We start from the raw sequence: 20,109 nt of genomic DNA on the forward strand, positions 1-20,109 counted from the left end.
AATCAGAGCCTGAAAAGAAAACGGAAATGGCGGACAAACTCGTGCGGATACAATTTGCCTTCATGCGCTTTGACGGCGCTGACGTACGCGTCGCTTTGAATGGAAAAACCGTTTTGGACCGAAAAATGACAGTTGCGAAGGACAATTTACGCAGCGGATTTGCGGATTTTGCACAGATTGAAATGCCAACCTGCGTCCTGATGACTATCACTGCTGGCGAGCAAAAATTGGAAGAAGATATTTGTCTTAAAACCTCTACTAAGAGTATTACTGTCCATGCGGGCCCCCCGCTGACATTGACCCAGCAAGACTATCTTCAAGGGTTGGATTAACAGATAACGGGGACGGCGGGCCGCTTAACAGCAGCGGCCCACACGATATTTCCATGACCGCAGTTACGCGGGCACATTATCCTTCTTCACCGTAATCACCTGCGGATAGGTGAATTCGAGCAAGCCTTCTTTGCCATATTCGGCGCCAAAGCCCGATTGTTTATGCCCGCCAAAGGGAGCGAAGGGCGACAAATGGAGGAATTCATTGACCCATACCGTCCCTGTTTCCAACTGTTCCGCGATTTCCACGCCTTTGTCGGGGTCGGCGGTCCATACGGCCCCGGCAAGGCCATATTCGGACGCATTGGCCCGGGCAATAGCCTCTTCCTCGGTTGAAAATTTCATCAACGGCATAACCGGACCAAATTGCTCCTCGGCCACAATTCGGGCATCTTCGGGCGGGTTATCTAGGATGGTGATCGGCACATAATAGCCGCTACCCGACGGATCGACATCGCCGCCGACTAGGAATTTATATCCATTATCCTTGGCATCTTGGATCAGTTCACACACACGGTCAAACTGCTTCTTATTCTGAATCGGGCCGACCGCTGTCCCTTGCTCGCTGCCATCGCCCACTTTTACATTTTTGGCATATTCGGCGATGGCGGCGGACAATTCGTCATATATATCTTCATGGATATAGATGCGTTTTGCCGCGACGCAAATTTGGCCTGCGTTGGTGAAGCTGGACCAGAAAAGCTGTTCGGCAACCTTGGCCACATTGGCATCGGGCAACACAATAGACGCGTCATTGCCGCCCAGTTCCAGCGTGATACGCTTCAAATCTTTCGATGCACCTTCCATGATTTTCTTACCCGTCGCGGTTGATCCGGTGAAGGTGACCTTGTCAATATCGGGATGCGCGGTCATCAATGGGCCCAGGCTATCTTCGCCGGTGATGATGTTGACCACGCCCGCAGGCGCCACGTCCTTAATCAGCTCCGCCAGCCGTAAAGTGGTCAGCGGCGTGAAGGGTGAGGGTTTGAGCACGATGGTGCAACCCGAAAGCAAGGCGGGGGCAATTTTCTGCACCGCCATCATCACCGGGAAATTCCACGGCACAATCCCCGCAACCACGCCAACAGGCACACGCCGCGTTCGTGACAGGCGCGTTTCGCTATCCTCATTGATCTCATCTTCAAGCGTCAGCGTCGATTGGGCGCCGGCCATCATCGACGCACCGATAATTTCGCCAGTTGCCTGCGCGTGCGGCTTGCCTTGTTCGGCGGTCAGCAACCGCATCAGCTCGTCACTATTTTCCTTAATAATCGCACTGATTTTCTGAACCACTGCGCGGCGGTCCTCGATCGGGGTTTTCGACCATGTTTTGAACGCCGCCCGTGCAGCGGCCACCGCCGTGTCCAGCTCCGCCGCGCCGCAGGCCGGAACCTGACCGATCACTTTTTCATTGGCAGGATTAACGACGTCAAGCCATTCGCCATTGCTGGTCATTTCGCCGTTTATTAGGTTATGATATTGTGTCGCCATCTCTTCTCTCCTTGGATTTGCAGTAACTCGTTTATGAACCTGCGATCATGCCTGCCCCGCCTAAACGGGATATAGGCCTAGTGGCCGATGATTTTAAGGGGCAGGGTCTTCAATCCACCCACGAAACTCGATTTCGCGCGCTTTGCTTCGCCGGCAAGCTCGATCCGGTCGATCCTATCGAGCAACTCGCCAAATAATATCTTCATCTCCATCCGCGCCATATGTAGCCCCAAACATTGATGTGCGCCTGTTCCAAAGGCGATATGCCGGTTAGGTGACCGGCTGGCATCAAATTTGCGCGGATTATCAAATATCCGCTCATCATGGTTGGCCGACACATAATTTATCATAATCCAATCGCCCTTTTGGATTTTGACCCCGGCAATTTCCGTATCTTCGGCTGCGGTGCGCATGAAATGCTGCACAGGGGTGGTCCACCGAATGGCTTCCTCCACGATCCCGGGCAAGAGCGAGCGGTCCGCCTTTAACCGCGCAAATTGATCGGGATCACGCGCCAGCGCCAGCATCGCGCCGGCGGTGGAGGCCGACGTCGTATCATGCCCGGCGGCGGCAAGGATGATGTAATAACCCGCCATATCCCGGTCGCTGAGATATTCGCCGTCCACTTTCGCATTGGCTATGACGCTGGCCACATCGGCGGTTGGATTGGCCCTGCGATCTGCGGTAATCTGCGCAAAATAGGCTTCAAAACCGGCGACGGCGCCGATAACCAACTGCGTAATTTGCTCGGGCGTCATATTGGCCATGCCGGATTTGTTCAAATCTTCATCCTGACCGCCGAACATTTGCTGCGTCAGGAACAGCATGCGTTGCTCGTCTTCCTCCGGCACGCCCAATATCTGCATCACCACATGCAGCGGATAGGGCGCGGAAACCAGCGGCACAAAATCGGCAATGCCGTCATTACTGGCCGCCGCATTTATCAACCGGTCCACCGTGACCTTGGCCAGCGCGGCAATTTCATCCTCCATCTGCTTCAGATTTTTGGGCATGAACCAATCTTGCGTCAGGCGGCGATATTTCGGATGGATCGGCGCATCTAGCGACACCAGCGAATTGACCAGATGCGGGCTGCCGCCGGTCACTTCGCGGATCAAATTATCTCCAGCTTTCAACCCGAAAACTATTGCGCGCGGATTATTCAGGAATGTTTGGTTGTCCTTGCTGATCCGCATGACATCTTCATGGCGTGTGACCAGCCAGAACGGATCGTGCAAATCGCCATTTTCGACCCACGCCACTGGCATATCATGGCGCAGTTTTTCAAATATATCGAGCAACCCATCCCATTGGGCATAGGCCTCAGGATCGATCACCGGATAGGCATATTCATCCATAACAATGTTGGCATTCGTCATAATTGCCGCTCCTATGCCCTCGCTTTTTGCTCCGCCCAATATTCATCACGCAGCAGGCGTTTATAAAGCTTGCCGGTGGGATGACGCGGCAATTCATCGCGAAAATCAATCTGGCGCGGAATCTTAACACCCGAAAGCGACTGGCGCATAAAGGCATTGAGTTCGTCGCGCAGCGCATCGCCCGCCTGTGCCATATCGAGCGGTTGCACCACGGCCACAACGCGCTCACCCATTTCTTCATCGGGCGCGCCGATAACCGCGGCATCGGCTACTTTAGGATGGGTGACGAGCAGATTTTCAATCTCTTGCGGATAGATATTCACGCCGCCAGAAATGATCATAAAGCTTTTCCGGTCGGTCAGGTATAAAAAGCCCTCTTCATCGACCCAGCCAACATCGCCGAGCGACGTCCAGCCATGTTTATTCGCCGCCTTGGCGGTTTTTTCGGGGTCATTATGATAGCTGAACGGATTGCCGCCTTCGAAAAAGACCGCGCCCTCGGTGCGCGGCGGCACTTCATCGCCGTCATCGTTGCAGATTCGCGTGATGCCCATCAACGCACGGCCAACCGAACCTTTATGCGTCAACCAATCCTCGCTGCTGATATAGGTGAAACCATTGCCCTCTGTTCCGGCATAATATTCTTTCAGCACCGGCCCCCACCAATCGATCATCGCTTCCTTGATCGGAACCGGGCAAGGCGCAGCCGCATGGACCGCCGATTTCAGTGAGGATACGTCATATCTGCTGCGCACTTCCTCCGGCAATTTCAGCATCCGGACGAAATGCGTCGGCACCCATTGGCTGACATCAACCTGATATTTTTCCACCAGAGCCAGCGCTTTTTCGGGGTCAAATTTCTCCATCACTATGACGGTCCCGCCCAGTTTATGGACGACCATGCACCAACGCAGCGGGGCCGCATGGTAAAGCGGTGCGGGCGACAAATAGGTGCAGCCCTCGCTAAAGCCAAATGCCCCCACCGCCAGCTGCACCAAAATATTGGGGCCATCAAGCGCGGGATTTTCGGGCAGCGGCACGCGCACGCCCTTTGGCTGTCCCGTGGTGCCGGAGCTATAGAGCATGTCGACGCCGGCGCGTTCGTCGGCAATCGGGGTATCGGGCATATCGGCCAAAGCACCGGCCAAAGATGGCCAACCGGCATGATCGCCCAGCGCATAGCGGGCCACACCCGTTTGCAGCTGATCAAGCATCGCACCGAGCGACGCCGACGCCACCAGCATTTTTGCGCCGCTATCGGCGATGATATAATCGACCTCCGCTGCGGTCAGGCGGCTGCTAATCGCGACATAGAATAAACCTGCGCGGTGTGCGCCCCAGACCAGTTCAAAATATTCCGGGCAATTGTCGAGGCACAGCGCGATCGTATCGCCGATTTGCAATCCCTGACCGCGAATAAATTGGGCGAAGCGGTTGGATGCTTTGTTCAATTGGTCATAAGTGATGACCTGCCCCGAACCGCCCATGATGATGGCGGGATGATCGGGTTTATTTTGTGCATGGACAAATGGGTGCATGACGGCCTCTCCTTATTCGCCGGTCCAATTGGGTTTGCGCTTCTCGGCAAAGGCACGCGGGCCTTCCTGAGCGTCTTTGGAAGTGAAGACAGGCCCCATAATTTCGGACTGCTTTTTCCACATATTCTCGCTATTCCAATCGGGGCGCTCGTTGATAATCCGCTTCGTCGCGATCAGCGCCAACGGGCCGTTGGCCGCGACCTTTGCCGCCAGTTCCAGCGCGCCATCAATCGCAGCGCCGCTGGTCAAACGGTTCACAAAACCGATGTCATAGGCCCGCTGCGCATCGATGAAATCACCTGTCAGCGCCAGTTCCATCGCCATGCGCTTGCCGATAATGGACGGCAGCGTCAGCAGGCCCCCTGCCGCCGCAACCAAGCTGCGTTTGACCTCTGGGATACCAAATTGCGCCTGATCATTGGCGACGAGCAAATCGCAGGCGATGGCGATTTCCATTCCCCCTGCGAGCGCATATCCCTCTACCGCGCCGATCAACGGCTTTGCGGGCGGGCGTTCGATGAAACCGGCAAAGCCTTTCCCCTTCACCGATGGCAATTCCCCTTTCAAAAAGGCTTTCAAATCCATGCCTGAACAAAATGTCCCGCCCGCGCCCGTAATGATGCCAGCGTTGAGCGCCTTATCGCTATCCAGCTCTTCCATCGCGGCGGCGATACCCTCTGCCACCGCCTTATTAACGGCATTTTTCGCCTCGGGCCGGTTGATGGTGATAATAAGGACGCCGTCCTGCCGTTGGGTTAAGACTTCGCTCAAATTTCTGCTCCTTTTAAGGTGATGGGATCAGCGTGTTTTGGGCAGGCCCAGAACATGTTCGCCGATAATATTGCGCTGTATCTCGCTGGTGCCGCCGCCAATCGTGGCGCTGAAACTATTCAGATAAGCGCGGTGCCAATAACCATCATCCTGCGCCGCTTCGTCGCCGACATAATAGCCCGCCCGCGTCCCTTGAAACTGCAACGAAAATTCGGTCAGCTCGCGCACCAGCTCGGTGCGGGCGAGCTTATTCATCAGCGCAAGGCCCATCGGCTTATCCTGATTCAGCGGGGCCATGCGGCGGCGCTGATTATTAAGGTTCAGCGCCTGTATATCGATCATATAATCGACCAATTTGTCGCGCATTACCGGATCGTCCAGCACCGGCTTTCCGCCGCGCCGTGCCTCCCGCGCCAGATCGACGACGCGCATCACGTCCATTTCCTTGACGAAATAACCACCGACCGGATTGACCTTTGCCCCGCGTTCATATTCCAGCGTCTTCATCGCGATGTTCCACCCCTGACCCTCTTCGCCCATCAGGCCGCTGGCCGGTATCCGCGCATCGGTGAAAAAACATTGCGTGAAGCCATATTCACCGGTCAGTTTTTTCAGCCGCCGTGTTTCCACGCCGGGGATTTTCATCGGCGCTAGGAAAAAGGACAGACCCGCATATTTGCTCTGCCCCGCGTCATTGCTGGTGCGGGCGAGCAGGATCATATAATCCGCCCGGTCGCCCAAAGACGTCCAGATTTTCGACCCGTTGATCACATATTCATCGCCATCGCGGACCGCTTTGGTCTGCGCGCTGCCAAGGTCGCTGCCATGTTCAGGTTCGCTAAATCCTTGGCACCAGATTTCCTCAGCCGATAGCATCGGCTTGATAAAGCGCCGCTTATCCTCTTCCCGGCCAATGTCCAGCAGCAGCGGACCGGTCCAGCCATTGGCGATGGCGTTGATCATAATCGGCGCATCATGGCTTTTCATGATCCGCGTGGCGATCCGTTGATAGGCGGGATGCATCCCATGGCCGCCATATTCGGTGGGCCAGCTCATCCCGAAATAGCCCGCTTCATAAACTTTACGCTGCCATTCGCGCAGGAAATCAAATTGCTGGTCGGTCGATACCTCCATAAACGTCAGCGGCAACATGAACCCGGGATCAGCGACAACATTGTCGGCGAACCAGGCATCACATTGCGCTTCAAAATCGGCCAGCTCTTGGGCGGTTGGTTTTGACGCGGTTGCACTCATCGGGCGACTCCTCTCTCACCCATTTAATTGCGCGATTAAATCGCCAAATGCAAGGGGGATTTACGGGAGGATTTACCCGATGACCGCTGGCCCTATATCCGCCATCTGCGACGCATCAAGCACCGCGCGCACGACATAACGCTGCTTTCCGCCGCGCACGCTGCCAAAAGGATAGCAGGTGGACAGCGCCAGTTCATTCTGCGTCATCCCCGTTTCCACGGTGAAGCGGTCGGCATGGACCACCTTCATCGATGTAACGCGGTACGGCATCATCACCCCGTCCCGGCCCGCGACTTGGAATATATCGCCGACCTGCACGTCTTTTAGGAAAGCAAAATGCGTGTCGCGGTGCGCGGCAATCACGCTGGTGCCGGGGGCTCCGATATCGGCGCTGCCGGGGACCAAGGTTGGCCCTGCCCGCATCGCCTCTACACTGCCCGCATTGAGGATGATTTCCGATACGCCCAGCCGGGGCATGGTGATTTTGCCAATCGGCGCAATATCGGCGCCCATCCACGGGCTTTGCAGCTCGCCGCTTTTGACGGTTTCGGCATAGGCATTTTCGAGCAGCACCTGCGCCACTTTTGCCTTGATCGGCACCGCAGCGCCGCTGGCGGCAACCGCAAGGCCGCTGGTGCACAGGGCGATAGAGACGGCGAGGGTGATTTTACGGGTCGAGTTTTTCATCTCAAATTTCCTTTTTCCGGCGTGAAAATGTTAGGCCGATGAGCCCCAGCCCAAAGGCGAATAGTCCAAGCAGCAAGCGCAGCGCATAATTGGTTGCGGTTTGCGGCAATTGAAATTGCTTATCGGTGCGCAGCTGCGCCATATGGGCTTCATTGGCGATGGCTGCAGCGGCGGTGTCACCGCCGAACAGGCCGTCAAAATCCCAGCCCTCGGGCAGGTTGATCGGCAAATCTTCCTTGCGCAGCGGCTCACCCTTGGGACGGGTGCGCTCTTCTTCCACCGCAACCAAGCTCGTCTGGCTGGTGACCAGTGAATAGCGCAGGCCAAGCTCGGCAATCTGGGCTTCCCCTGCCTCATATTCGATTTTGCCGAGCAGGCTGTCCGCTTCAATATCGTCGATCCGGCGGCGCGCCCACAGCTTGGCCACGGCGGGGCTTTCGGATGCAGAGGACAGGTCGATCGTGCGGGTCCAATTGACCTTGCCGATATGGCCGCTGACCGTTACTTGGCCCTCCAGCCGGTCCGACCTGCCAAGCAGCAGCAACGGTTCACCCGCATAGAGATCAGGCAGCGTGGAGGGAGTCAGATCAAAGCTGTTTCCGGCAACGCTGACCTTCAAATCCTGCATGGCGGGACGGGACAGCATATCGAGCAGCTTCGCCATTTTCGCGGTCACTTCGCCCGCCTCGCCAATATTGGTGTAAATCCCCCGGCCCATCGTCGCCATGCGGCTCATCAAATAGCCATTGGGCGCGCTGCCGATACCGACCATGAACACGCGGCTATTGCCATTATCCGCGCCAATCGCGGCCAGCATTTCAGTTTCATTGGAAATTGATCCATCGGTCAGGAAAATCACTTGGCGCAGCGTCGTGGCGCGGGGCGTTATGGCGTCATCCTTCAGCGCAGCGATCAGCGCGGGCAGCATTTCGGTGCCGCCGTTCGCCTCCAATGTTTCCGTATAGGCTTTGGCCTCAGCAATTTTTTCCGCACTGGCAGGCACGCTGACGTCAAATAGCTGCGTCAATGTATCGTCGAAACGGATGATGTTGAAATGATCCTGCGGGCGCAAGGTGCCGAGCGCATGGATCAGGCTTTTCTTCGCCTCCGCCATCGAGTCGCCCGTCATTGATCCGCTATTGTCGATAACGAAAACCATTTCGCGCGGCGGGATGAAGCTGCTTTTATCGTTGGCAGGCGGGGTCAGTGACGCCATGATATAATAACTGCCGTCAAATTGCTGTTTATAAAGGCTGAGCGTTGGATCGGCGCTGGCCGAACGCCAGCTTAATTCAAAATCCTTATCCGCTGGAACCTGCCCCTGCGCCAGCTTCACGGTGCGCTTTGCGCCTTTGCCGTCAATGGCCACTTTATGATAGGCGCTGTCCACATTAGCCGGGACAAATCCGGGGTCCAGATGGACGGTGATCGACACTGGATTGGTCTTTTCCCCTCGCTTTGGATCAACCAGCGGCGCGGAGACAATAGCAGCGGCATCTTGCGCCGCCGCCCCGCTATCAATGCTGTGCGGCGGGATATAGCGCGGCGCCACCACCAGTGGCAGGCGCAGCGAAAACACACCGTCGAGCTGACGCAGCGGCATTTGATATTCAATCACGATCAGCACGGTTTCACCCGGCCCGATATTGGCGACGCTGTTGGTAAACATATTGGGACGCAGCTGTTCAACCAGGCCAGCCTTTTTGCCTTCGGCCATCGCCTCTTCGTAAATTTCGCGGGCTTCCTCGCGTTTCTTGATCTTCCCAATAATAACCCGGTTACCGACGGTCATTTTCAAACTGTCGACCGCCGCATCTTCGGGCAAAGGATAGAGGTAAGTCGCCTCCATCCAGTCGGCGGACACATTGCGAAATGCCTGCGTCACCCGCACCCGCGCGATATTGCCGGTTACGGTGACTTCCATGTCGGTGCCCAGCTGCACAGCGGGGATCTGCGCGCTGCCATCCTTATGGGCGAGCATCAATGTGCCGCTTTGCGGACCGCCATCTTCGGCGGCATCTGCGGCTTGCATGGCAAAGGCGGGCGCAGCCAAAACTGCGCCCGCAGGAATGGCTAGCAACATTGCAGCCAGGGGTAGAAGGCTGCGCGAAATGCGGGCCTTCGGGGTGCCTCGTGCGATGTCCAGCGCAGTAGGGCCGGACAAGATGGATGGCGATGTGATAGCGGATAGGGTCATTTTCGGGTCCTCAACTCAACAGTTCATCGCTTGTATCTCTCATTTCATCGCGATGATCCACGTTCATTATCGGCAAATCTCCGCCAGAAATTGCAGGATTTGGCGGCTTTTCCGTATTTGTTTGACGAAATGTGCGGATTTGTGCAGGAATGTGCGGACTAATAGCAGCCGAAAGCGCGTGAATGACCGATATTGATGCCGATTTGGTAAGCCAAAAAATCCGTGAAGAAATTGCGCGGCGGCGTTTGTCGCGGCAACAGCTTGCCGATATGGCGAAGATCAGCCTGTCGACATTGGAAAAAGCCCTGACCGGCAAACGAGCCTTTACCTTATCAACGGTGATCCGCATCGAAGAGGCGCTGTCCACATCGCTGCGCGGCAAAAATACCGGAGTGCCCGCCGGTATGGAAGGCAGCGGCGAGCTCGCGCCCTTCTATCTCGGCAGCTACAGCCATGAAGGGATAAAATGGATTGAGGGCCAATATCTGACCATCCGGCCGAGCTTCAGCAATCCGGATGATGTCTACAGCTATATTATCACCATCCGTTGGAATGATGATGCCAGCTATCTCGAATTTGCCGAAACCAGCCGTGAAGATGCCAATTTTGAACAGACAGGCCGAGTATCCATGCCCAATTTGTCGGGGCATATTTATCTCGTCACCAATGATAATGGCCAATATCGGCTGATGGTGCTCGGCCGTCCGACCATTGACGGGACTTTGTTCGGGCTGCTGACCACTTTGCAGGTCGGCCATGGGTCGCAGCTTGTGCCGGTATCCAGCCCCGTGGCCTTGGTGAAATATAACCGGATGGCTGGCGCGGCTATCGGATCGGTGAAACCGGGCATGCCGCATTATGATAGCTACCGCAGCCTGATCGATTCCGCGCTGGCAAAGGATTATGTCCGCTTTCACAGCTGACCTGCGGCCCGGATCACCCCCGTTTGAACGGCATCATCTCACCGAGAAACGCCATTTCCCGCACCATTGCCTGTTCCTCGCGCCGCAGGAAATCGGCAATCGCGCTGCGAAATCCCTCATTGGGTATATAATGCGCGCTATAGGTCGGCACCGGTTCATATCCCCGCGCCAGTTTATGTTCTCCCTGCGCGCCTGCCTCTACGCGCGACAGGCCCTGTTCGATCGCAAATTCGATCGCCTGATAATAACAAAGCTCAAAATGCAGGAATTCAATATCCTCGCTGCATCCCCAATAGCGGCCATAGAGGCAATCCGGCCCGATCATATTCAGCGCGCCTGCCACCGGCCGGTCATCGCGGTAGGCCAATATCAGCAGCAGCTTATCCGCCATCATCTGCCCAATCAGGTCGAAAAATGCGCGGGTCAAATAGGGCTGACCCCATTTGCGCATCCCGGTATCTTGATAAAACAGCCAAAAGGCATCCCAATGTTCGCGGCGGATCTGGTCCCCGCTCAGCCGTTCAATCCGCACAGCATCCTGCGCCCCGCGCCGTTCCTTACGCACCGCCTTGCGCTTGCGTGAGGCCAGCGCCGAGAGGAAATCATCAAAACAGCCATAGCCCCGATTTTGCCAGTGAAATTGACTGCCCGTGCGGATCAGCCAGCCAGCCGCGCGAAACAAATCAAGCTGACCTTCCTCGACAAAAGTCGCATGGGCCGATGACAGGCCATTTTGCGCCACCACCTCCTCCGCCGCCGCCAGCAAGGGTGCGGCCTGCGACGGATCGCGAAGCAGCAATCGCGGCCCTGGCACCGGCGAAAATGGCGATGCAATTTGCAGTTTGGGATAATAACACCCGCCGGCCCGTTCATAGGCGTCGGCCCAATGGTGATCGAAAATATATTCGCCTTGGCTGTGCATTTTCAAATAAGCGGGCATGGCCCCTGACAACGCGCCCGTGTCATCGCGCACCGAAATTGGCACCGCTTGCCATCCTGTGCCTTCCCCGACGCTGCCCGATTGTTCGAGCGCGGACAGGAAATCATGGCTGGTGAAGGGATTGCCATTATTCAGGCCATCCCAAATATCGCGGTCCACCGCGGCCACCCCCTTGCCAATCTCTGCGATTATCTCGCCGGGCACATGGCGCTCCTTTATTTCGGTTTCACCGCGACGATGGCGTCAATTTCAACCGTGGCATCGAGCGGCAATACCGGCACGGAAACAGCCGACCGCGCATGTTTACCAGCGGGTCCAAATACCGCTTCCATCAAATCCGATGCCCCATTGGCGACCATAGGCTGTTGAATGAAATCCGGGGTGGAGGCGACAAATACACCCAGCTTCACGATCCGTTCCACCCGCTCCAAATCGCCCAAAGCGGCTTTCATCTGCGCGATCAGCATCAGGGCGCAGGCACGGGCCGCTATCTGCCCATCCTCCATCGTCCGGCCCAGCGGGTTGGTGAAATCGCCAACCTTGCCGGTCATCACCTGACCATTGATGAAAGGCAATTGCCCGGAAATGTAGAGCATTCCGCCCTGCTCCACCGCGGGGACATAGGATGCCACCGGCGGCGCGGCTTCCGGCAATGCCAGTCCCAATTCGGCCAATTTTGCTTCAATCGTCATAATGCCTTCCCTTCGGTTCGCGGCGCAGGCGCGGCGGCGAGCAGCCTTTCTTCTATCCAGATATGTGCGGCATCCCATTCGTCAATCCGCGCATGGGCATGGGGGGCAGGTTTAATATGCCGCGCCATTAACGGTTCGCCGACCATATGCAGCCGCCATACATCGGGCTGCACCTCTCCGACCGATTCATGATGGCCGCCCATATCGTCGATGAACACCGCAACGCTGGGTTGATATTCGGCGACGATCCGGGCCAGCGCTTGTCCCTTTGGCCCTTGGTTGGTGAATATCGGAGCTTCGATGCCGATTGCCTTCAACTGCTCCGCCCGGGCTTCGGCACGGTGGTCCTGCAAATTGGTCAATATCGCAATATCCGCCCGCTGCGCCAAGGCGGTCATCGCTGGAACCGCGCCCGCAATTGGCGGCTGCCGGTGCATTTCGCTGTCAAAAAATCCGCCCAGCAGCTCCCATATTTTAACAGGCTCCACAAAACTGCCATCATGGCGATAGGTCAATGCCTGCGAAAAATCATGATTGTCGAGGCTGAAGTCAATATCATGCGCTTCATCCACCCAATCGCGAAAGGGCACAACCATATGCAGCAACACTTCGTCACAATCGGAAATGATCAGCGGTTTAGTCATATAGCTCTGCTCCGTCCAATTGCCGCCGCGCCGCCACCAAAGCCGCTGGGCTCACATCGATCGCTATGGCGCAGGCCAGCAAATCGGGTTCATGGCTTTCCAAAAATCCAAGCACAGCCGCCTGTAATCCTGCCTCGCCAATCCCGGCGCGCAGGCCCTCCGGCGTCAAGCCGGTCAGCGACAAGAGCCGCTGCGCCCGGCTATCATCGCCCAGCGCCCATGCCAGCGCCTGTATCGCGAGCAAAGCGGGGTCGTGATTATTTTGATTTAATTTATGCACCGCGCTGGTTTAAGACTTGTCAGCCCAAGGGCAAGATGGGAAAGACGCCATATGCCAAAAAAAGTGATGATCGTTGAAGATAATGAGCTGAATTTGAAATTATTCACCGATTTGCTCGCTGCGCATAAATATATTGTCGAAGGCGTGAAGGATGGCCGCCTCGCCATGGAACAGGCGAAAATGTTTACCCCCGATCTGGTCATCATGGATATTCAATTGCCGCATATATCCGGCCTTGACCTGATCGAAGCGATGCAAAAGGACGCATCGCTATCCGCTATCCCGATACTCGCCGTCACCGCCTATGCCGGCAAAGGCGACGAAGACCGCATCATGGCCGCAGGCGCGCGGGGATATCTGTCCAAACCCGTATCGGTGATGAAATTCTTGGAGGCGGTGAGGGGCATATTGGGGTGAGGGGTGCGGTTGTTGGGGGGTGCAGACTGTCCGGTTTTGAGAACAATCGGCGGAAAGTTGCCCTTCGACGTCGGTTGCAGGATTGCTCCAACAGTGATAATACTTTAGTGTCGGGAACGCATCAGGGGAAACGCGTGTGACTACGAACCGTGCAAAGTTAGTTTTCTTGATCGCCTCGTGCCTGACCGCTCTGTTGGCTACAGCTAGTCTTGCTGCAACGGACCCGTTGACCACCGTTATCGACACGCGGGATGCTGAGCGCTTCGCTGCGGTCTTCGCGCGCAGCGGCGGAAAGCCCGACGCCGCATCACTTCAGCGCGACTATCTTAACGGTGCCGGACGAGGCGTCGAGGTCTTCATGCCGGGCCGCATCGAGAATGCCGCAAATCTGGCGACGGCGATTGCTGCTGATCGCGAGCGCTATGCCTATGCGATCAAGACCTGTCTGCCGCTGGTCGCTTCGCTCGACGGTGAGCTTCGCGCGACCTATCTGGCCTATCGCGGATTGCTGCCCGATCGTCAGCTTCCTGAGGTATATGTCGTGTTCGGCGCCGCGAATTCCGGGGGCACGGCCAAACCGGATGCACAGGTCATCGGCCTTGAATCAATGTGTGGTCCGGGCACAACGCCAGAGCAGTTCCGCACAGGGATGCGCAACATTTTCGCTCATGAAGTCGCGCACACGTTTCAGCCGGACGTTCTCGAATCTGCGACCCACGACAAGCTGATGTTCATGGCGCTTAGTGAAGGCACACCGGACTTTCTCGCCTCGCTTGTGACAGCCAATCCTCCAAGTGCAGTGCGCGAGGAGTATGGGCGCGCCAACGAGACAAAGCTCTGGGCACAGTTTCAGCGTGATCGCTCCGTGCTGCTTGGCAAGAGCTGGGCGGAAATAGACACTGATCCCGTTCTGAAGGCCGCCATGCACCGCTGGTTCGGAAACGCAGGCGCAGCACCGGAGGGCGTTCCTTCCGAGATGGGCTACTGGGTGGGCATGCAAATCGCGGCAGCGTCCTTTCAAGCCGCGCCTGACAAACGCGCGGCAATCAACGCGCTGCTTGCACGGACTGATCCGATCGCCCTAGCCAATGCGAGCGGCTATGACGGAAAGGTAGTTGTTGACCCCCGCCAGTGAATTTGATGGGAGCTGCTACCGTTCGCGCCGACCTTGCCGTGAACGAACGTCAAGTTTGGTCGAGTTTGTAAAGCATGTTGAACGCCCAAAATCTCCTCACATTCTGCCTCCCCACTTACCGTCGCCCCGCACTTGATGCGGGGCTTGGCTTTTCTTTTGCGCGGCATTGCGCAATACCGCCTGCATGGCAAAGCGCGGCTGGGTTTACATCATGACGAACCGGTATCGCGGCGGGATGTATGTCGGGGTTACGGCGGACCTTATCCGGCGCGTGCAGCAGCACCGCGAAGGGGCTGGCTCTTCGCATATGACCGATTTTGGCAAGAAACGGCTGGTCTATGCGGAGCGCCATGAAGACATTGCCCCCGCTATTGCGCGCGAAAAGTTGGTTAAGAAATGGCGGCGCGAATGGAAATTTGCGCTGATTGAGGCCGATAATCCCGATTGGCGCGACCTTTGGGATGGTTGGTTTGCAGAGGATAGCGCGGCAAAATAGCCAAGCCCCGCATCAAGTGCGGGACGACGTGGACTTGAATGTCAGCTTCAGATGTTGACGATACGCTGAACCAACGAACGCAAACTTGCCGGAAGTGGACACTCTACCCGCGCTGCTGCAGCAGTTGCCCTTACAATGTTGGTCTTTATCGAGCCTGTTATCCCTGACAACCGGTATCGCTGCAGAGCCAACCATCCGCGTAGCTTTCGAAACGCGCTATCTCGTTCCTCCGCGATCCCGTTTTGGTGAGACTATTTTGTGACGTCCGAGGTAAATTGCGGGTTTTCGCTATTTGATATGGCGAACCGAATACAGGGGGCTCTTCACAAAAAAGGGCGCCCGGAAGCGCCCTGTTCATTGTCTTTCTATCGCGGGAAAGCGCTTATTTGATTTTGGCTTCCTTAAACTCGACATGCTTGCGCACGACGGGGTCATATTTGCGGAAAGACATTTTTTCGGTCGTGTTGCGCGGGTTTTTCTTCGTGGTGTAGAAAAAGCCAGTGTCAGCGGTGCTGAGCAATTTGATTTTGATAGTGGCTGGCTTCGCCATGGCCCGTTCCTTTATTTCGAAATGCGTAAAAATTTAGGGAGCGGCTGTGCGCCCCGTTTCAGACGCGGGCTAATGTCGGCTATGGCAAGTAAAGTCAAGCCTTTTGAATCAATCCGGCCGCCATTTACCCGATATTAACCATGTTGCCCGAAACTGCAGTGGTACAGAAAGGCATGGCCTTTCGATAGCAGGGGCAGCAATATGGATTTCGACAATGACCGTTTGTTACTGGCCAGAGCCACGCTTTCCGACCTTGTCGAAGCATTGCGGCTCACCCATTTTAACACCAGCCCCGTCCTGTTCCTCACTCGGTTAGAGGCGATCCGCGAAACCGCAAAGATACAGCGTTTTGACGCGGTGGCCGAAATTGCCGCTTCATTTGAGGATGCGATGCAGCGTGTCATCACGCGCGGCGGGGCCGAATCGGTGATCGAAAATTACCTGCTGATATTGCGGGAGGCGATTGGCTGTTCGAATCTGGATGCGGTCATTGCCGAATCGCTGCTCGCCTCGGTCGCCATTCGCCTGCGGGCCTGAAACACGCGGCGCAGCAACGCCGCCATTATTTTAACCAAATGATGCTAGGCACAGCCTATGGATGCCATGCTCGCCACTTTCTTTGCGGTATTGGTCGCCGAAATGGGCGACCGGAGTCAGGTTTTGGCCGCCGCGCTTGCTATCAGATTCCATGATGACCGCCGGATATTGGCGGGCCTGACGCTCGCCACATTGCTTAATTGCGCGATCAGCGCCGCCGCCGGATCGGTGATCGATCAATGGATCAGCGAAGAGCCCGTGCGCTTATTCATCGCCCTCGCCTATATATTCGCTGGCGCAGGCATGCTGATGTGGCGGCGGCGAGTAGATATATTGAGTGGGTGGAAAACCGGGGCCTTTACCACCAGCTTTTTGGGCCTGTTCATCCTGCAATTTGGGGATAAGAGCCAGTTTTTGATCGCGGCGCAATCGGCCGGGACGCCATTTTGGGGATTTGCTTTTGCGGGCGGCGCGCTCGGCGTGCTCGCGGCCTGCGTTCCTGCGATATTGCTCCGCGAAAAAATGGCGCAAATGCTGCCAATCGGACTGATCCGGAAGATGGGCGGCCTGTTGCTGCTATTATGGGGCGCCTATCTTGCGCTGGGTGTATTTGACCTGATTTAGGGTATGGTCCTCACCCAACCTATCCCATCCATGAAAAGGCCAGCAGACAGTAATCTGCCGGCCCAATCCATGGGATGGTTTATCCCTGTAGGCGGGCCAAATTGGTCGCCGAAAATTTGCCGCGGCGGTCGATTTCAATGTCAAATTCCAACCGGTCGCCTTGAGTTACTTGACCGACGCCAGCGCGTTCCAAGGCGGAGATATGAACAAATACGTCTTCCGCGCCATCATCGCGTTGAATGAATCCAAAGCCTTTGACATCGTTAAAGAATTTGACCGTGCCATTGGCATGTTCCCCCGCCACGCCGGGGCTACCGCCGCTGCTGCGCGCTGCTGGACCGCGATCTTCGCGCGGCGGCGGCGCGGAGGCCTCAACCGCCATGGGTTCACCGTCAATCACCAGGTCCGATGCAGACACTTTTCCGCCCCGGTCAACCAATGTGAATTCCAGCGGCTGCCCTTCGGCAAGACCGGTTAATCCGGCTTGTTCAACGGCGCTGATATGAACGAACACGTCATCGGCCCGGTCATCGCATTGGATGAAGCCGAAGCCTTTTTGTGTGTTGAAAAATTTAACTATCCCTTTGCCCGAGCCCACAACCTGTGCGGGCATCGAAGGAGCGCGGGGCGCGCCGCGAGGAGGGCCGCCAGCGCCGCCACCTGCATTATAGCCGCCAGACCGGCCACCGCCAAAGTCCCGGCCACCGCCAAAATCATTTCCGAATGTGGATGGAGCCTGATAGCCGTCATAACTTTCGTCACCAAAACTATCTCTTTTGTCCCGGCCCCTGCCGCGCCGTTTGCGATCAAAACTCATAATTACTCTATTACTTCCCCAACGCCCGGCCACTTCGGCAAATGCGGTCAAGGGCGAAACTGACTGCATCTGTAAACAGGGAACCTCAACCCTATTGCCCTGTGCATAACCTATTAACGGCGCAGGGTATAGCAATATTATAAGGCGTCCTGACGGCCAATATCCCCATATATCGCGGCTTTCTCACCATAGCTTATCCTTGCCATAGCGGCCTGCTTGGTGCAAAGCGCCGGAAATAGGCTATTATGCGGCGATCTGGGGTGCCGCCCATAGCCCGCCCGAGTCGCATTACTTATTAAGGCCTGTTGATGAGCATTTTTTTCCACGAAGAAGATTTACCCGAAAATATACTGGCAGACGGGCCGGTTGCGGTGGACACCGAAACCATGGGCTTAATCACCCCGCGCGATCGGTTATGCTTGCTCCAAATTTCCGATGGACACGGCGATGAACATTTGGTCCGTTTTGGCGTCAACAGCGATTTTGCCGCGCCCAATTTGCGCGCCGTTCTTGCCGATCCAAACCGTTTGAAACTATTTCATTTTGCGCGTTTCGACCTGGCCGCAATCGAACATTATCTCAAAGTCACTGCCGCGCCCGTTTTCTGCACGAAAATCGCATCTCGCCTGACCCGCACCTATACCGACCGGCATGGGCTCAAAGAATTGGTCCGCGAAATGTTGGGGCAGGATATCAGCAAGCAGCAACAATCGAGCGATTGGGGCGGGCCGATATTGTCCGACGCACAAAAAGACTATGCGGCAAGCGACGTGCGTTTCCTGCACCGTTTGCATGCGCAATTTACCGAAAAGCTGGAACGTGAAGGCCGCAGCGAGCTGGCACAGGCTTGCTTTGATTTTCTACCGCACCGGGCGCGGCTCGATTTGGCAGGATGGCCCGAAATTGATATATTCGGCCATAGTTAATCGATGGCGCAATAGAAGAGAAGAAAATGTCTGATCTTGCCGACCGGCAAAAAACGCAGCGGCAGCATTGGGCCGCACCGGGCAGCCGCCATGACCGGCTGATCCGGGCCTTGCGCGTTATCTTGCCCAGCATCATCGGTATATTGCTCGCGCTGCTGACATTCAGCCCCTTCACCAATAATAATGAACTCAGCTTCGTTCTGGATAAAGACCGCGTGAATATGGCCGCCGAACGGATGCGGATAAGCGAGGCGCTGTATCGCGGTGAAGATAGCAAAGGGCGTCCCTTTTCCCTGCGCGCGGGCAGCGCGGTGCAGAAAAGCTCCGCCGAACCGATAATCCGCATGTCCGATTTGTCGGCGCGCATATTGCTGGATGATGGTCCTGCGGCATTGATCGCGGGGAAGGGCGCCTATGACCTAGACGCCGAAACGGTGCAGGTGAACGGGCCATTGTCGATCAAGTCAGCGGACGGATATTCGCTGATCGCCAACAATGTCATATTGGCGTTGAAGACCCAGATTATGCGCAGCAGCGGCAGCGCGTCTTTCACGGGCAAGGACGGATATGAAGTCACCGCCAATAATGTGCAGGTAAATTTGCTCGAAAAAAATATGCAAAGCTTTGGCCCCGTGCGCGGCAGTACCAAAGTCGGAACATTCAGCGCCAATAGCATGAGCGCGGACCTCGACACGCGGGTCGTGAAATTAACCGGTAACGCGAAATTGCGTATCGAAGGAAATGCGTTTAGACAATGACGATGAAATTGCATAAATCCCCTTTCAAAAGCCCGCTTGCGATTATGGCAGCCAGCTTCATCGGCACGGCGGCGCTGATTTCGGTGGCGGTCCCGGCGCAGGTGATCCGTGGCCATAATAGCAACGCTCCGGTTGATTTTAGCGCAGGCGAGCTGGTGTTGAATGACAAGGCCGACCGGGTAATCCTGTCCGGAAATGCAACGGTGCAGCAGGCAGGCCTGACCATCCGGGCAGCGCGGTTAACCGCCGCTTATACCAATGGCGCAAAGATTGACGTGAACCGTTTTGACGCGGTTGGCGGCGTGCGGATTACCAAGGATGATCTGGTCGCCACCAGCAATGCCGCAATTTATGATGTTGATGCCGCGCTGATCACCCTGATTGGCAATGTGAATTTGAGCCAGGGCAGCAACCGGTTGAATGGCGGGCGGATTGTGATTGATCTCAATGCCGACCGCACGACGATTTCGGGCGGAAATAACGGCGGCGGCGCTGGTTCGGGATCAAGCAATAATAATGGCCGGGTGACCGGGACATTCACCGTACCGCAACGCAAAAATTAAATGCTTTGCTGAAGGCCGGGCCAAATCCTGCCAATTGTCAAAAGCGCAAGGATAAATTAGCAATTGGCAGCGCAGATAAGCGCATTGCAGAATAATATGAAGCGGGACTGAAAATATATGGACATAGTCGCGGATACCAAGGACGCAGCTGCACCTGC

The 20,109-nt window shown here is 56.2% G+C and carries 23 protein-coding genes; 10 read left to right on the plus strand and 13 right to left on the minus strand.

Annotated features, from left to right (window positions below):
- Positions 1–26 precede the first annotated feature (26 nt).
- On the plus strand, positions 27–332 hold the full coding sequence (locus ACFOWX_RS12995; RefSeq protein ID WP_381424790.1) for a hypothetical protein: 306 nt from the start codon (positions 27–29) through the stop codon (positions 330–332).
- 63 nt (positions 333–395) lie between these two features.
- Here ACFOWX_RS12995 and ACFOWX_RS13000 read toward each other — a convergent pair whose 3' ends face one another.
- The 7 genes from ACFOWX_RS13000 to ACFOWX_RS13030 form a co-directional block, all read right to left on the minus strand.
- A complete protein-coding gene (locus tag ACFOWX_RS13000) occupies positions 396–1,823 on the minus strand; it encodes an aldehyde dehydrogenase family protein (protein ID WP_381424792.1) in 1,428 nt (475 codons plus the stop codon).
- A 77-nt stretch (positions 1,824–1,900) separates the two neighbouring features.
- On the minus strand, positions 1,901–3,202 hold the full coding sequence (locus ACFOWX_RS13005) for a cytochrome P450 (RefSeq protein ID WP_381424794.1): 1,302 nt from the start codon (positions 3,200–3,202) through the stop codon (positions 1,901–1,903).
- Positions 3,203–3,213: 11 nt separating this feature from the next.
- On the minus strand, positions 3,214–4,740 hold the full coding sequence (locus tag ACFOWX_RS13010; protein ID WP_381424796.1) for an acyl-CoA synthetase: 1,527 nt from the start codon (positions 4,738–4,740) through the stop codon (positions 3,214–3,216).
- A 12-nt stretch (positions 4,741–4,752) separates the two neighbouring features.
- Positions 4,753–5,511 (minus strand): crotonase/enoyl-CoA hydratase family protein, encoded by a 759-nt coding sequence (locus tag ACFOWX_RS13015; RefSeq protein ID WP_381424798.1) that lies wholly within the window; start codon positions 5,509–5,511, stop codon positions 4,753–4,755.
- Between the two features lie 27 nt (positions 5,512–5,538).
- Positions 5,539–6,765 (minus strand): acyl-CoA dehydrogenase family protein, encoded by a 1,227-nt coding sequence (locus ACFOWX_RS13020; protein WP_381424800.1) that lies wholly within the window; start codon positions 6,763–6,765, stop codon positions 5,539–5,541.
- 72 nt (positions 6,766–6,837) lie between these two features.
- Entirely contained in the window at positions 6,838–7,452 is a 615-nt protein-coding gene (locus ACFOWX_RS13025; RefSeq protein WP_381424802.1) for a sortase, read from the minus strand.
- A 1-nt stretch (position 7,453) separates the two neighbouring features.
- Entirely contained in the window at positions 7,454–9,649 is a 2,196-nt protein-coding gene (locus ACFOWX_RS13030) for a marine proteobacterial sortase target protein (protein WP_381424804.1), read from the minus strand.
- Positions 9,650–9,831: 182 nt separating this feature from the next.
- Between ACFOWX_RS13030 and ACFOWX_RS13035 the strand changes: the two genes are divergently transcribed.
- A complete protein-coding gene (locus ACFOWX_RS13035; RefSeq protein WP_381424806.1) occupies positions 9,832–10,572 on the plus strand; it encodes a helix-turn-helix domain-containing protein in 741 nt (246 codons plus the stop codon).
- 13 nt (positions 10,573–10,585) lie between these two features.
- On the opposite strand, the gene ACFOWX_RS13040 is transcribed toward ACFOWX_RS13035, so the two are convergent.
- Genes ACFOWX_RS13040 through ACFOWX_RS13055 form a run of 4 tightly spaced genes read right to left on the minus strand, consistent with a single transcriptional unit; the run spans position 10,586 to position 13,128 of the window.
- On the minus strand, positions 10,586–11,716 hold the full coding sequence (locus tag ACFOWX_RS13040; RefSeq protein WP_381424808.1) for a GNAT family N-acetyltransferase: 1,131 nt from the start codon (positions 11,714–11,716) through the stop codon (positions 10,586–10,588).
- 11 nt (positions 11,717–11,727) lie between these two features.
- On the minus strand, positions 11,728–12,204 hold the full coding sequence (locus ACFOWX_RS13045) for a RidA family protein (protein WP_381424810.1): 477 nt from the start codon (positions 12,202–12,204) through the stop codon (positions 11,728–11,730).
- Entirely contained in the window at positions 12,201–12,848 is a 648-nt protein-coding gene (locus ACFOWX_RS13050; RefSeq protein ID WP_381424812.1) for an HAD family hydrolase, read from the minus strand. The genes ACFOWX_RS13045 and ACFOWX_RS13050 overlap by 4 nt, the downstream gene beginning before the upstream one ends.
- Positions 12,841–13,128, minus strand: coding sequence for a DUF3572 domain-containing protein (locus tag ACFOWX_RS13055; protein ID WP_381424814.1), 288 nt, complete (start codon positions 13,126–13,128; stop codon positions 12,841–12,843). The genes ACFOWX_RS13050 and ACFOWX_RS13055 overlap by 8 nt, the downstream gene beginning before the upstream one ends.
- 51 nt (positions 13,129–13,179) lie before the next feature.
- Here ACFOWX_RS13055 and ACFOWX_RS13060 point away from each other — a divergent pair, with 51 nt between their 5' ends.
- The 3 genes from ACFOWX_RS13060 (at position 13,180) to ACFOWX_RS13070 (ending at position 15,176) form a co-directional block, all read left to right on the plus strand.
- Positions 13,180–13,545 (plus strand): response regulator, encoded by a 366-nt coding sequence (locus ACFOWX_RS13060; protein WP_381424816.1) that lies wholly within the window; start codon positions 13,180–13,182, stop codon positions 13,543–13,545.
- A gap of 226 nt (positions 13,546–13,771) precedes the next feature.
- Complete coding sequence (locus tag ACFOWX_RS13065) at positions 13,772–14,680, plus strand: hypothetical protein (protein WP_381424818.1); 909 nt, start codon at positions 13,772–13,774, stop codon at positions 14,678–14,680.
- 184 nt (positions 14,681–14,864) lie between these two features.
- Positions 14,865–15,176 carry a GIY-YIG nuclease family protein gene (locus ACFOWX_RS13070; protein ID WP_381425073.1) on the plus strand — a complete coding sequence of 104 codons (312 nt, stop codon included), beginning with the start codon at positions 14,865–14,867 and terminating at the stop codon, positions 15,174–15,176.
- 382 nt (positions 15,177–15,558) lie between these two features.
- Here the strand turns inward: ACFOWX_RS13070 and rpmG are convergent, their stop codons facing one another.
- Positions 15,559–15,726 (minus strand): 50S ribosomal protein L33, encoded by a 168-nt coding sequence (gene rpmG, locus ACFOWX_RS13075; protein ID WP_381424820.1) that lies wholly within the window; start codon positions 15,724–15,726, stop codon positions 15,559–15,561.
- Between the two features lie 201 nt (positions 15,727–15,927).
- On the opposite strand from rpmG, the gene ACFOWX_RS13080 reads away from it, so the two are divergent.
- Both ACFOWX_RS13080 and ACFOWX_RS13085 read left to right on the plus strand, forming a co-directional pair.
- The gene (locus tag ACFOWX_RS13080) at positions 15,928–16,263 is read left to right on the plus strand and encodes a hypothetical protein (protein ID WP_381424822.1); all 336 of its coding nucleotides are present in this window, start codon (positions 15,928–15,930) and stop codon (positions 16,261–16,263) included.
- Between the two features lie 57 nt (positions 16,264–16,320).
- Positions 16,321–16,887, plus strand: coding sequence for a TMEM165/GDT1 family protein (locus ACFOWX_RS13085; RefSeq protein ID WP_381424824.1), 567 nt, complete (start codon positions 16,321–16,323; stop codon positions 16,885–16,887).
- 79 nt (positions 16,888–16,966) lie between these two features.
- Here the strand turns inward: ACFOWX_RS13085 and ACFOWX_RS13090 are convergent, their stop codons facing one another.
- Complete coding sequence (locus ACFOWX_RS13090) at positions 16,967–17,704, minus strand: cold-shock protein (RefSeq protein ID WP_381424826.1); 738 nt, start codon at positions 17,702–17,704, stop codon at positions 16,967–16,969.
- Positions 17,705–18,012: 308 nt separating this feature from the next.
- On the opposite strand from ACFOWX_RS13090, the gene ACFOWX_RS13095 reads away from it, so the two are divergent.
- Genes ACFOWX_RS13095 through ACFOWX_RS13105 form a run of 3 tightly spaced genes read left to right on the plus strand, consistent with a single transcriptional unit; the run spans position 18,013 to position 19,951 of the window.
- Positions 18,013–18,630: a ribonuclease D gene (locus tag ACFOWX_RS13095; protein ID WP_381424828.1), complete on the plus strand. Its 618-nt coding sequence runs from the start codon at positions 18,013–18,015 to the stop codon at positions 18,628–18,630.
- 26 nt (positions 18,631–18,656) lie between these two features.
- Positions 18,657–19,388: an LPS export ABC transporter periplasmic protein LptC gene (lptC, locus tag ACFOWX_RS13100; RefSeq protein ID WP_381424830.1), complete on the plus strand. Its 732-nt coding sequence runs from the start codon at positions 18,657–18,659 to the stop codon at positions 19,386–19,388.
- Positions 19,385–19,951, plus strand: a complete 567-nt coding sequence (locus ACFOWX_RS13105) for an LptA/OstA family protein (RefSeq protein WP_381424832.1) — start codon at positions 19,385–19,387, stop codon at positions 19,949–19,951. Before lptC ends, ACFOWX_RS13105 begins: the two co-directional genes overlap by 4 nt.
- Positions 19,952–20,109 lie beyond the last annotated feature (158 nt).

This window comes from Sphingorhabdus arenilitoris, assembly GCF_042651485.1.
In the GTDB taxonomy this organism is placed as follows: domain Bacteria; phylum Pseudomonadota; class Alphaproteobacteria; order Sphingomonadales; family Sphingomonadaceae; genus Sphingorhabdus_B; species Sphingorhabdus_B arenilitoris.

Excerpts from the sequence above, each read along its gene's own strand:
- ACFOWX_RS12995 (WP_381424790.1), top strand. The coding sequence starts at position 27 with ATGGCGGACAAACTCGTGCGGATACAATTTGCCTTCATGCGCTTTGAC.
- ACFOWX_RS13000 (WP_381424792.1), bottom strand. The coding sequence starts at position 1,823 with ATGGCGACACAATATCATAACCTAATAAACGGCGAAATGACCAGCAAT.
- ACFOWX_RS13005 (WP_381424794.1), bottom strand. The coding sequence starts at position 3,202 with ATGACGAATGCCAACATTGTTATGGATGAATATGCCTATCCGGTGATC.
- ACFOWX_RS13010 (WP_381424796.1), bottom strand. The coding sequence starts at position 4,740 with ATGCACCCATTTGTCCATGCACAAAATAAACCCGATCATCCCGCCATC.
- ACFOWX_RS13020 (WP_381424800.1), bottom strand. The coding sequence starts at position 6,765 with ATGAGTGCAACCGCGTCAAAACCAACCGCCCAAGAGCTGGCCGATTTT.
- ACFOWX_RS13025 (WP_381424802.1), bottom strand. The coding sequence starts at position 7,452 with ATGAAAAACTCGACCCGTAAAATCACCCTCGCCGTCTCTATCGCCCTG.
- ACFOWX_RS13030 (WP_381424804.1), bottom strand. The coding sequence starts at position 9,649 with ATGACCCTATCCGCTATCACATCGCCATCCATCTTGTCCGGCCCTACT.
- ACFOWX_RS13035 (WP_381424806.1), top strand. The coding sequence starts at position 9,832 with ATGACCGATATTGATGCCGATTTGGTAAGCCAAAAAATCCGTGAAGAA.
- ACFOWX_RS13045 (WP_381424810.1), bottom strand. The coding sequence starts at position 12,204 with ATGACGATTGAAGCAAAATTGGCCGAATTGGGACTGGCATTGCCGGAA.
- ACFOWX_RS13050 (WP_381424812.1), bottom strand. The coding sequence starts at position 12,848 with ATGACTAAACCGCTGATCATTTCCGATTGTGACGAAGTGTTGCTGCAT.
- ACFOWX_RS13060 (WP_381424816.1), top strand. The coding sequence starts at position 13,180 with ATGCCAAAAAAAGTGATGATCGTTGAAGATAATGAGCTGAATTTGAAA.
- ACFOWX_RS13070 (WP_381425073.1), top strand. The coding sequence starts at position 14,865 with ATGGCAAAGCGCGGCTGGGTTTACATCATGACGAACCGGTATCGCGGC.
- rpmG (WP_381424820.1), bottom strand. The coding sequence starts at position 15,726 with ATGGCGAAGCCAGCCACTATCAAAATCAAATTGCTCAGCACCGCTGAC.
- ACFOWX_RS13080 (WP_381424822.1), top strand. The coding sequence starts at position 15,928 with ATGGATTTCGACAATGACCGTTTGTTACTGGCCAGAGCCACGCTTTCC.
- ACFOWX_RS13085 (WP_381424824.1), top strand. The coding sequence starts at position 16,321 with ATGGATGCCATGCTCGCCACTTTCTTTGCGGTATTGGTCGCCGAAATG.
- ACFOWX_RS13090 (WP_381424826.1), bottom strand. The coding sequence starts at position 17,704 with ATGAGTTTTGATCGCAAACGGCGCGGCAGGGGCCGGGACAAAAGAGAT.
- ACFOWX_RS13095 (WP_381424828.1), top strand. The coding sequence starts at position 18,013 with ATGAGCATTTTTTTCCACGAAGAAGATTTACCCGAAAATATACTGGCA.
- lptC (WP_381424830.1), top strand. The coding sequence starts at position 18,657 with ATGTCTGATCTTGCCGACCGGCAAAAAACGCAGCGGCAGCATTGGGCC.
- ACFOWX_RS13105 (WP_381424832.1), top strand. The coding sequence starts at position 19,385 with ATGACGATGAAATTGCATAAATCCCCTTTCAAAAGCCCGCTTGCGATT.